The organism is Desulfuromonas acetoxidans DSM 684 (assembly GCF_000167355.1).
GTDB lineage: Bacteria > Desulfobacterota > Desulfuromonadia > Desulfuromonadales > Desulfuromonadaceae > Desulfuromonas > Desulfuromonas acetoxidans.
In genome coordinates this window covers 1-10,644 of the sequence record NZ_AAEW02000042.1, presented here as the reverse complement: position 1 = coordinate 10,644, position 10,644 = coordinate 1, and the positions used below count along the sequence as shown (strand labels likewise).

The 10,644-nt window shown below is 54.4% G+C and carries 12 protein-coding genes and 1 tRNA gene; 8 read left to right on the top strand and 5 right to left on the bottom strand.

The features are described 5' to 3' along the window. Positions 1–587: GGDEF domain-containing protein (locus DACE_RS16555; RefSeq protein WP_006003272.1), on the top strand; the 587-nt coding region annotated here is incomplete at its 5' end. Positions 588–645: 58 nt separating this feature from the next. Here DACE_RS16555 and DACE_RS16550 read toward each other — a convergent pair. Beyond that, positions 646–721: transfer RNA gene (locus DACE_RS16550), tRNA-Thr, on the bottom strand. Positions 722–840: 119 nt separating this feature from the next. On the opposite strand from DACE_RS16550, the gene DACE_RS16545 reads away from it, so the two are divergent. From DACE_RS16545 to DACE_RS16520, 6 genes are all read left to right on the top strand, one after another. Continuing rightward, positions 841–1,122 carry a nucleoside triphosphate pyrophosphohydrolase family protein gene (locus tag DACE_RS16545; RefSeq protein WP_006003270.1) on the top strand — a complete coding sequence of 94 codons (282 nt, stop codon included), beginning with the start codon at positions 841–843 and terminating at the stop codon, positions 1,120–1,122. 4 nt (positions 1,123–1,126) lie between these two features. Then, the gene (locus DACE_RS16540) at positions 1,127–1,693 is read left to right on the top strand and encodes a manganese efflux pump MntP (RefSeq protein WP_006003269.1); all 567 of its coding nucleotides are present in this window, start codon (positions 1,127–1,129) and stop codon (positions 1,691–1,693) included. Between the two features lie 85 nt (positions 1,694–1,778). Then, the gene (locus DACE_RS16535) at positions 1,779–3,122 is read left to right on the top strand and encodes a DUF4382 domain-containing protein (protein WP_006003268.1); all 1,344 of its coding nucleotides are present in this window, start codon (positions 1,779–1,781) and stop codon (positions 3,120–3,122) included. A 149-nt stretch (positions 3,123–3,271) separates the two neighbouring features. Next, the gene (gene serB, locus DACE_RS16530; protein ID WP_006003267.1) at positions 3,272–4,471 is read left to right on the top strand and encodes a phosphoserine phosphatase SerB; all 1,200 of its coding nucleotides are present in this window, start codon (positions 3,272–3,274) and stop codon (positions 4,469–4,471) included. Beyond that, positions 4,468–5,157, top strand: a complete 690-nt coding sequence (gene sfsA, locus DACE_RS16525; RefSeq protein WP_006003266.1) for a DNA/RNA nuclease SfsA — start codon at positions 4,468–4,470, stop codon at positions 5,155–5,157. Before serB ends, sfsA begins: the two co-directional genes overlap by 4 nt. Then, positions 5,154–6,392, top strand: coding sequence for a tRNA(Met) cytidine acetate ligase (locus DACE_RS16520; RefSeq protein WP_006003263.1), 1,239 nt, complete (start codon positions 5,154–5,156; stop codon positions 6,390–6,392). The genes sfsA and DACE_RS16520 overlap by 4 nt, the downstream gene beginning before the upstream one ends. Before the next feature lie 1,108 nt (positions 6,393–7,500). On the opposite strand, the gene DACE_RS16515 is transcribed toward DACE_RS16520, so the two are convergent. The 4 genes from DACE_RS16515 to DACE_RS16500 are packed head-to-tail and all read right to left on the bottom strand — an operon-like array spanning position 7,501 to position 9,736. After that, on the bottom strand, positions 7,501–7,761 hold the full coding sequence (locus DACE_RS16515) for a hypothetical protein (protein ID WP_006003261.1): 261 nt from the start codon (positions 7,759–7,761) through the stop codon (positions 7,501–7,503). 33 nt (positions 7,762–7,794) lie between these two features. After that, the gene (locus tag DACE_RS16510; protein ID WP_006003259.1) at positions 7,795–8,463 is read right to left on the bottom strand and encodes a TPM domain-containing protein; all 669 of its coding nucleotides are present in this window, start codon (positions 8,461–8,463) and stop codon (positions 7,795–7,797) included. Then, positions 8,463–9,158: a TPM domain-containing protein gene (locus DACE_RS16505; protein WP_006003256.1), complete on the bottom strand. Its 696-nt coding sequence runs from the start codon at positions 9,156–9,158 to the stop codon at positions 8,463–8,465. Before DACE_RS16505 ends, DACE_RS16510 begins: the two co-directional genes overlap by 1 nt. Continuing rightward, positions 9,158–9,736 (bottom strand): LemA family protein, encoded by a 579-nt coding sequence (locus DACE_RS16500; RefSeq protein ID WP_006003253.1) that lies wholly within the window; start codon positions 9,734–9,736, stop codon positions 9,158–9,160. Before DACE_RS16500 ends, DACE_RS16505 begins: the two co-directional genes overlap by 1 nt. Positions 9,737–9,962: 226 nt before the next feature. Here DACE_RS16500 and DACE_RS16495 point away from each other — a divergent pair, with 226 nt between their 5' ends. Then, positions 9,963–10,622, top strand: coding sequence for a YkgJ family cysteine cluster protein (locus DACE_RS16495; protein WP_006003251.1), 660 nt, complete (start codon positions 9,963–9,965; stop codon positions 10,620–10,622). The last annotated feature ends 22 nt before the right edge of the window (positions 10,623–10,644 follow it).

Below are 10,644 nucleotides of genomic sequence, written 5' to 3'. Positions count from 1 at the left end.
TTACCCATAACGACCTGACACTGCTCTCTGCCATTGCCGACTATATTGCCATCGGCATCTCCAATGCTCGAAATTTCAGTCGGGTTCGAGAACTGGTCATCACCGATGATTTGACCGGTTTGTATAACGCCCGTTATTTTGACGATCTGCTTGATGTTGAAATCGCCCGGGCCCAGCGTTTTGATTCCACCTTGTCGCTGGTCTTCATTGATCTCGATTTTTTCAAGCTGGTTAACGACAATCACGGCCATCTTGTCGGCAGTCGCATGCTGGCCGAAATCGGTCAATTGCTCAAGTCACGCATTCGTACCGTGGATTACGGTGCCCGTTACGGTGGTGATGAATTTGTTCTGATCCTGCCGCAGACGTCAAAAAAGGGCGCTTATGATTTAGTCTGCAGTCTGCGTGAATTGGTGCGCAGCCATGTGTTGTTGACCGAGGATGGCTCGGAAATTCGCGTGACTGCCAGTTTTGGTATTGCCGCCTATCCGATCGATGCTGATAACAAGATCGATTTGATCCGTTTGGCTGACAACATGATGTACAAGGTGAAACAGACCACCCGCGACGGTGTGCTGATGGCATAGTGGGATAGATACCGCAGAATATAAAAAAGGCAGGTCGTGATGACCTGCCTTTCTTTATTGGAGCCGTTAACTGGAGTCGAACCAGCGACCTACGCATTACGAGTGCGTTGCTCTACCAACTGAGCTATAACGGCACGATTTCAGAGCCCTGTATGTACCCCAAACCGAGCGGGCTGTCAAATATTTTTCAATTGAAAATCGGTGGTTTTTAGACGTTATATTGCCATAGTAAAGAGTATGAAAAGGAAGCAAAATGGACAATGAAGAGTTGTATCGCCGGACCTTGGCGTTGTGGGGTGAACAGGCCCAATACGCTCAGGCTGTTGAAGAGTGTGCGGAGCTGTGTGCTGCTCTCATGCACTATCGTCGCGAAAAAGTTGCTCCCCAGCAGGTGATTGATGAACTGGCTGATGTCACCTTGATGATCGGTCAGTTGACCTGGATGTTCGGCACCGACCGGGTGGCCGAGGCAGTTGAGCGCAAGCGCGGTAAGTTGGAGCGGCTCATGGACAAAGAAGCGAGCGAAAAAGGATAGTCGTATGGATCAACTGGCTCTGTTGGGAATCGCCGTAGCTCTGGCCATGGATGCATTTGCCGTGGCACTCGCCACTGGGGCGGTGTTGCCCGAGCTGACGTTCCGCCATCTGTTTCGGCTCAGTTTTCATTTTGGGCTGTTTCAGGGGGGGATGCCGATTATTGGCTGGCTGGCAGGAGTGGGATTGCAGGACACCATTGCTGCGTATGATCACTGGGTGGCATTTTTTTTGCTGTTGTGGGTGGGCGGAAAAATGATTCATGAAGCATTTGCCGAAGATGAAGACGACACGCCGCGCAATGATCCGACCCGAGGGTTGACCTTGGTGACTCTGTCCATCGCCACCAGTATCGATGCCCTTGCCGTTGGCCTGACCCTTGGCGTTCTCGGCGTCAGCGTGTGGTGGCCGTCTCTGGTTATTGGTATTGTTGCCGCCCTCTTCACTCTCACGGGCATGTTGCTCGGCCGACGGATTGGCGATTATTGGGGCCGGCGGATGGAGATTGTCGGTGGTGTCGTGCTGCTCTCATTGGGATTAAAGATCCTCATGGAACACCTGGGTTTCTATTAAAGTTGTTGATATTACGTTTGAAAATGATAGTTTTTCCCTGAGGATATCTTGTTTTAATCGATACAAAACAACCTGGAGGGAACGAATGAAACAACTGCGATCTTGGTGGCTTTTGACAATCATGCTGCTGGCGGCTACTGCAGGGCTGGTAGCCTGTGGCGGTGGCGGCGGCTCCAGCTCAAGTTCGAGCACGGGTGGGACAACCACCGGTTCAGTGGCGATTCTGGTGACGGATGCACCGAGCGATGATTTTGCCGCGATTGAAGTGACTGTGACGGCCGTTTCACTGATTGACGATGAAGAAACCCTTGTCGAGGTGTGGAGTTCCGACACCGGCAAAACCATTGACCTGTTGTCTCTGGAAACGGAGTCGGAACTGTTTACCTTGGCTACGGGTGTGCCGGTGGGCTGGTATGACAAAATTCGTCTGACCATTGACGGCGTTGAGTTGGTGGATGAACTCGGTGATCGCACTGCTGTCAACCTGCCTGCTTCCGGGAAAATTGACCTCAATCCGCGCGGTCGTTTCTATGTCAGCGCCGATGAAACCCTGTCGGTACAGTTGGATATCGACGCCAACAAATCGATCCATCTGGTCAATGCCAATCATTATGTGCTGCGTCCGGTGGTGTTTGTCGACATCCTGACGGCGGCGGATGCTGGACGCCTGGTGCGCCTGCCGGGTACGGTGCTCAGTGTCGATACTGCCAATAATCAGTTTGTGTTGCAGGAGATCGGCATGTCGTCTCAGGTGGACGGTGATGAGACTGAAGAGAGCGGTGTGCTGGTATCACTAGGCGACTCTGGTGTTATTTTCGGTCCGGAGGGCCTGCCCATGACTTTGGCCGATCTAGCCCCGGAAACAGCGGTTGTTGCCGTTGGTTTCTTTGCTGAGGGTGCCGATGATGCTGAACCGCAGTTTGATGCGGTCGTTGTCGAAGTTGGCGACTATGTCAAAGTGCGTGGCGCGTTGACCGCTGTTCCGGGCGCTGATGGAACCACTTTGTCACTGCTGAGTGACGATGACGTGCCGACAGAGGTCAGCCTGAATGAAGCGACAGCTTTTTATGATTGTTTTGGCGAGTTGATCAGCCGTAATGATTTGATCGTTGGTCAACGTGTTGCCGTGGATGCGGTTGTCGTCGGTGACGATCTGATGGCGGCATTGGTTATTAGCTGTCCCGATGATACAGACAGTTTGAGCGGAACACTGGGCGATGTGGCAGAAGCCAGCTTGTTGATCAGCGGTGATAGCGAGCAGTGTGCCGAAGAAGCGGATACCGTCACCTATTACCTGTTGGGAGAAGACACATTGACCGAGACAGAGCGTGCTGTCTTGCAGGTTGGTGATAGTGTTCTGTTGTTTGGTACCTCACCTGAAGTGGAGGGAGATTGTTTCGTCTATAGCAAGCTGTTTATTCTTGAATAGCGACGGTTGATGTTTACAAAAAAAGGGTGGTGACGTTTGTTACCGCCCTTTTTTATTTTCAGCGCGACCATTGCCCAACGATCCGTTTCCCGGTAGACTGCGAAAAAATTCCCTTGTTTGCCACGGACCTGTGAAGGAGACCACCGCCCATGGAAAACCGCCTGATTCTGATTACCATCACCGGTCAGGACCGTCCCGGCGTCATCGCCAAAGTCGCCCAACTGATTGCCGATACCGATGGGGCGCGGATTCGCGATATTGAACAGACCACCACCCACACCCAGATGGTGTTAACCTTGTTGCTCGATCTGTCCGCGGGAGGCAGCAGCGAAAAGCCGTTGATCAAAGATTTGCTGTTTCAGTCCAAGGAGATGGGGTTGGATCTCGATTTTGCCGTGATCAGTGAAGATGAATACCGGCGCAAGACTGCCGGCAACACCTATGTCGTGACCATCCTCGGTAGCCGGGTGGATGCGCGCTCCCTGGCCGAAGTGACTGGTCTGCTTGCTGAAGCTTCCGCCAATGTAGTGCGCATCTCCAAATTGACCCAACGTGAATTGCGCTGCGTTGAGTTGCTGATCAGTACCGATGGACAGCTCGACATCCCGGCGCTGAAGCGGAAACTGCTGCAGGTTGGTGGCAGTCAGCGTGTCGATGTGGCGGTGCAAAAAGAGAGACTTTACCGTCGGGCCAAGCGATTGGTGGTGATGGATATGGACTCCACTCTGATTCAGGTTGAGGTGATCGACGAATTGGCCCGTTTGGCCGGCGTTGGTGAGGACGTGGCGCGCATCACCGAGCAGGCCATGAACGGTGAACTCGATTTTGGTCAGTCGCTGGCCGCCCGCGTTGCCCTGCTCAAAGGCTTGAAGGAGGAGGCGCTTGACGAGGTGTATCGTTCTATCCCGTTTACTCCCGGTGCCCGGAATCTGGTGCATATCCTCAAACGTCTCGGTTTTCGCACTGCAGTGATCTCCGGCGGTTTTAAATTCTTTACCGATCGTTTGCAGCAGGAACTCGGGCTTGATTACGCCTTTGCCAACCAGCTGGAGATCGTCAATGGCGAGGTCACTGGCCGCACCATGGGCCGGATCGTTGACGGCGAGTGCAAGGCACAACTGCTCGAAGAGATCGCGGAGCGCGAAGGGGTCACCCTTGACCAGGTGATTGCCATCGGCGATGGAGCCAACGATCTGCCCATGCTCGGCAAGGCCGGGCTCGGTATTGCTTTCAACGCCAAGGCCCGTGTCCGTGAACAGGCCGATACCCATATCAACCAGCAGAGCCTCGATTCCATCCTCTACCTGCTTGGCCTGTCGGAACGTGAAATGGACGAGATCAGCGCATGAATCTGCCCGAACTCAAGCGTGCCACGCTGTTAAGGCGCTATAAACGCTTTTTGGCCGATATCGAATGGCCGGACGGCACCACAACCACGGTACATACACCCAACACCGGTAGTATGCGCCAGTGCGCCACACCCGGTGCCACGGTCCTGGTCTCACACAGTGACAACGCCAAGCGTAAATATCCCTGGACGCTGGAGATGATTGAGGTCAATGGTCACTGGGTCGATACGAATACTCAGCGCAGCAATAAGGTGGTGGCCGAAGCTCTGAAATTGGGTACCATCGAGGGGGTGCAGGGCTATCAGGTGTACCCGGAGAAACAGCTCGGTGACAGTCGGATCGATTTTCTGCTGGAAAAACCCGGTCAGCGCATGTGGCTGGAAGTAAAGAACGCCACCTTGTTGATTACTCGCGCCTGTGCCGGATTTCCCGATGCCGTCACCGAGCGGGGGAGGCGCCATCTCCAGGAGCTGATGAAGGCGGTAGATCAGGGTGATCGTGCCGGAGTGCTGTTTCTGGTCCAGCGCGCTGAAGCCCAGTTGTTTGCCGCTGCCGCTGAGATTGATCCCGCCTATGCCGAGCAATTGGCCGTGGCTCTGGAGCATGGGGTGGAAGCCTTTGCTTGCCAGACCCAATCCGATGAAAAACAGACCCGCATTGCCCGGCGTATTCCGGTGCAAGTATGACGTTGCGCGCCGTCGGGCTGATCACTGAGTACAATCCGTTTCACAACGGTCATGCCTACCATGTTCGCCAGGCTCGTGAGCGCAGTGGCGCTGATGTGGTGGTGGCGGTGATGAGCGGTCACTATGTCCAGCGCGGTGAACCGGCCCTGATCGACAAGTGGCGGCGCGCCGAGATGGCCTTGCGCCACGGAGTTGATGTGGTCATCGAATTGCCGTTTCCACTGGCCTGTAACAGTGCGCCACTGTTTGGCCGTGGTGGTGTGGAAATTCTCAATGCCTTTGCCCCGCATCTGGACAGCCTGTGTTTCGGCAGTGAACAGGGGGAGCTGGAGCCGTTGCAGGCGTTGGCGCGTGACTGGGAGGAGCAACCCTCCGATGGAGCGGATGCCTCTCACTTACGACAGGGGAAAACTTTCCCTCAGGCGCGCGGCGAATCGGCCAGCGAAGCCGCCATTGCCGATCAGCCCAATACCATCCTCGGGGTCTCCTATTTACGGGCTCTCAACGATCTCAACAGCCCGATCAGGCCTTTGACCATTCAGCGCCAAGGTCATGGTTATCATGATGCCGGACTTGATGGTGATGGTTTTGTCAGTGCCACGGCTATCCGCCATCAGTTGATCCAAGGTAAGTCCATTGCCGGTTTGGCCCCGGTTGCGGCTGAAGGCTTGTTGAACGAAGCGAAAGACACCGGCATGATTGTGGATATGGAGCGGTGGTTTGCTATGCTGGCTCAGGCCTGTTTGACCCTGGAGGAACACGATACCTCCTACCTTGCACCACCGGGCTGGGCCGAGCGGATGCGAGATGCGGCCTTGCACGCAACGAGCTATCAGGAGCTGGTTGATGCCATCAAGGCCCGCCATTTGACCCGCACCCGGGTTCAACGGATTTTGTGTCATCTGCTCAGCGGCGTGGATGACGCACTGATTGAGAAGTTGGCGCAATGGGGCACGCCTTACCTGGCCTTGCTTGGTGCCACGACCCGTGGCGAGGCATTTCTGTCGCAAACGCGCAAGATGATGGACCGCCCTGTGTTGGGGAATCTGTCACGGGTCTCTGTTCGGCTGCGGCAGTTTTACGCTGAGCAGCCGGAAAAACTGGCGTTGGCACAGCGGTTGGTGGCCATTGAAGATCGCATGACGCGTCTTTATACCTTGTTGCTGCCGGGGTGGCAGGGGAAGTCAAGGCAATGGAATTATTATCAAGATGCGTTGCGACTCAATGTTGATTAGGAATGTGAGCCTTTTATAGTGCCTTTACTCAAACTTCACAGTCCAGATCTCCCGTTCAGCTTCGAATGACGAACCACCGAAGAGCAAAGTCAAGGTCGCCGGGTTTCGTCCCGGCAGCCGACATACTTTTGACTGGCCGCTCAAAAGTATGCAAAAACCAGCTTGAATACCTCCTGAACCTGGATCAACCGACAATGCGTCTGTTTCCGTGATCCTTCATGGATTCGGCTCGCCGCCCTTTAGGTCGGCGAATCGTACAACTCATCATCTTTGGCGTAAAACGTTGATAACGATTTAACGCCGCTCCCTATTTCTTCCGTGGCACCGATTAAACGGGTGGGCAGTGCCCACCCTGCGACAGAGTGTAATTTAGCACCCCAGCTCTCCCGTTCAGCAGCGCCGAACGTAAAGAGCGTCGACGTGATGGTCGTCGGCAACCTGTTTGAGCGTCAGCGAGTTTTGCCGACATCACGGCGTAAGCGACTGAAGAGAGGGAACCCGCAGGGCGCAATGGTCGGGAGTCGATTTTGCGCCACTTTTGTCGACGCAAAATGTGGCCCGAGGTGTGGGCGCGGAAGCCGACGTCACGTGCGTACCAGAATTGCGAACGAATGAAGTTTGCCCGCGCGATCAGTTCCGTATAACGAACCACTGAAGAGCAAAATCAAAGACAAGGTCGCCGGGTCTCGTCCCGGCAGCCGACATACTTTTGACTGGCCGCTCAAAAGTATGCAAAAACCAGCGTGAATACCTCCTGAACCTAGGCCAACCGGCAATGCGTCTGTTTCCGGTATGCTTCATGGATCCGGCTTGCCTCCCTTTAGCTCGGCAAATCTTGCAACTCATCATCTTTGGCGTAAAACGTTGATAACATGCTTACGCTTCCCTTTATTTCTCCCGTGGCACCGATCAAACGGGTGGGCAGTGCCCACCCTAAGGCAATGTGTTATTTAGCAGCTCAGCCCTCCCGTTCAGATGCGCCGAACGTCATGTTCGTATCAAGTAGGGTGCGGGGATATGATCGATTTTTCTCTTGTTAAGCCACAGAAAAACAAAAGCCCCGAACCTGTAAAAAAGTTCGGGGCTTTTGTCGTTGTATTGCGTTGTGCTACTCCGCAGCCTGAGCTGCTTTTGCTTTCGGGCAATCTGCAGGAGGATTAGCGCAGTTCTTTTTCTTGGCCATCGGGCAGGTTGCACAGTCCTGAGTTTGAGCTTTGGGACAGTTGGCGCAGTTCTGGGTTTGAACCTTGGGGCATTCGCCCGTCATCTTCGGACAGTTACCCATTTGTTTGGGGCAGGGAGTGTTGGCCCAGCTGACGCCGGCCAGCAGAACCATTGCAGCAACCAGAATGAAATGTTTTATCTTCATGGTTGTTCCTTTCAGCTTGTGTCTGGGGGAGGGCTAGTGGACGATGAGATCGGGAAGTTCGTTCTCATCATCTTCTCTCTGTGGACAGTGTTCAGCTAAAAGTGTACCACAGGAATCTATGGCCTGGCACAGGCTTTTCACCATGGTCCCTTGATGCAGACCTTCAACAATGGTGTCCACCGCCTGTTGCCATTGCTGGTGATCCACTTTTTCATTAATTCCGCGGTCGGCGAGAATCTCCACCCGCTTTTCAAATAAACACACCAGAATGAGGATGCCGGTGGCATCGCGCGTATAATGCAGCCCCTGCTGGATAAAAAGTGAAAAGGCTTTTTCACTCACCGTGTCGTTCATTGTTGCCTTGCCGACGAGAAAGTGTTTCAGCCCTGGCGTGATTCGAACAACCAGACGGCCGAGCAGGTAGCTCGCCGCCATCACGGCTGCAATGCCCCATAAAGGAACCATCGGAGTCCACCATAAAACGAGTAGTGTCAGCGCCATACTCAACAATGCACCAAAGCGGATTTCAACGTGTTCGTAGTCGCCGGCACAAGGGACGATTAGGGGGACAATTTCGCCGCTGGTATTGGATTCGGCTTGCGCCACGGCCTGGCGAATCTCATTTTGCTGAGCTTCGCTGAGAGTCACAGATGTTGAAGTCATGACGTTATCGTGTCCTTCGTCAGAATGAGTCGTTGTCATTACCAGCTCCCCGAGGCGCCGCCGCCGCCGAAACCGCCGCCGCCTCCGCTGAATCCGCCGCCACCAAAGCCGCCACGGCCTCCACCTCCGCCGAAGCCGCCAAACCAGAACAGGGAACGGCGTCGTCCCGGCAGGAAGATCGGCAAAACAAACAGCAGGAAGAACAGCAGTCCAAACGGATTACGGTCGCGCTTTTTGTCGCCGCCATTGCCTTTGTACTCACCGCGCACCGCATCACTGATGGCAAAGACCCCGGCGACAATGCCGTCGGTGTATTTGCCTTGGCGAAAGTGGGGCAGCAACTCCTGATCGACAATCCGTCCGGCGAGCAGGTCGGTCAGTCGGCCTTCAAGCCCCATACCAACCTCAATACGCACCTTGCGGTCATCTCGGGCGACCAGTAACAACACGCCATTGTCGTGTTCACGCTGACCGATCTGCCATTGTTCCGCCACTTCCAGTGCCGCCTGTTCTACCGGCAGTCCGTCGAGATCAGGGATAGTCAGCACGACCAGTTGCGTTGAGTCGGTGTTTTCGAAGCTGCGCAGATACTGTTCGAGCTTACGCTCGGTGGTGGTGTCGATGAGCTGGGCCAGATCAGTGACATAACCCTGCGAGGGTGGCACCTCAAAGGCGTGCAGTGAGGTTGCACCGCACAGCAGCAGGCTGAACAGGACAAGCCATAGATAACGCATCAAAATTTCACCTGCGGCGCGACCTCACTGCCGGGAGCGGCCTTAAACGGCTCCTTGCGTTCCAATTTCAGCAACAGGTTGTTGGTGATGTTGCCGGGGAAGGTGCGGATGGAGGTGTTGAAGCGCTGCACGGCATCATTGTAGCGCTGGCGAGCCACATTGATGCGGTTTTCCGTCCCTTCAAGCTGATGTTGCAAGTCGCGGAAGTTTTGGCTGGCCTTGAGGTCCGGGTAGCGCTCAGCGACCACCAGCAGACGCGACAGGGCGCCGGACATCTGTTGTTGGGCCTGCATGAACTGCTGCATCTGAGCGGCATTGCCGAGATCACTGGTGGTCAACGTGGTTTTACCCACCGTGGCACGTGCTGCGGTCACATTCTGCAGGGTCTCCTGCTCGTGGGCGGCATAGGCTTTCACCGTTTCCACCAGGTTGGGGATCAGGTCGGCACGGCGTTGATACGTGGCTTCAACATCGCCCCAGGCGCTGAACACGGCTTCTTCATTGCTTTGAATCTGGTTGTAGCCGCAGGAAGAAAGCAGCGGCAAGACGATAAGTAACATCAGTAAACGTTTGAACATGAGTAGGCTCCTTGTTGGTTAAGTCGTCTGGATAATATAGGGAGGCACAGGTGGAAAGTAAACCGTCGCCAGGCGATTTAATTTATTGCGCTTTAATTTGTCGGTGCTCGCTCTGCTACGGATCAGCCGTTTTGCCGGGAAAAGAGACAGCGGCGATTGTTGAGGATCGTGAAATCTTGGTTATACTGAATCGAACACTGTTATTTTATTCGCCTCTGGAGGGTCTATGGATAACTTTGATTTTATCGCTTACCACAAACAGATACGTCGCATGGTTAAACCGCACCTGGTTGATTTTGAGAGAAGTAGTAGTGCGGAAGCGGCAATGACATCTTTGCTAGGTCGGGTCGAAGATGATTTAGAACAGCGTCTTACTCATGAAGATCGTTGCCGTGTTGCCTGTCGGGCCGGTTGTGGTAGCTGTTGTCGGGTGAACGTGGCTGTATTGCGCCCGGAAGCAGTTAACATTGCCGACTATTTGCGCAAAACCCGCAGCATGAGTGCATTGCGTGAGTTGAAGCAACGAATGAAAGCGCTGTGTGTTGCGATCAGTGGTCTGGATGATGATGAGCGCATTGCCGTGCGAAAAAATTGCGTGTTCCTCGATGAGGCCGGCAGTTGCAGCATCTATCCGGTGCGTCCGCTGCTGTGTCGCTCCATCACGTCCACCAGTGCTGCGGATTGTCGCGATGCATTGGCCATGCATGTCTTTGGTGAATCAAAGCCGGTGATGATGAATCTGATGCAGAAAAATTTGATGAATGTTGCGTTTCAGGGCTTGGCCAGTGCCATGGAAGATCACGGCCTGGATGCCCATGGTCAGGAACTGACGGCGGCAGTACTGCCGGTGTTGGTCGAAAGAGAGGCGTCGAAAGAGCTGTGTTGATTGCGGTTTTCACCCGATGTAG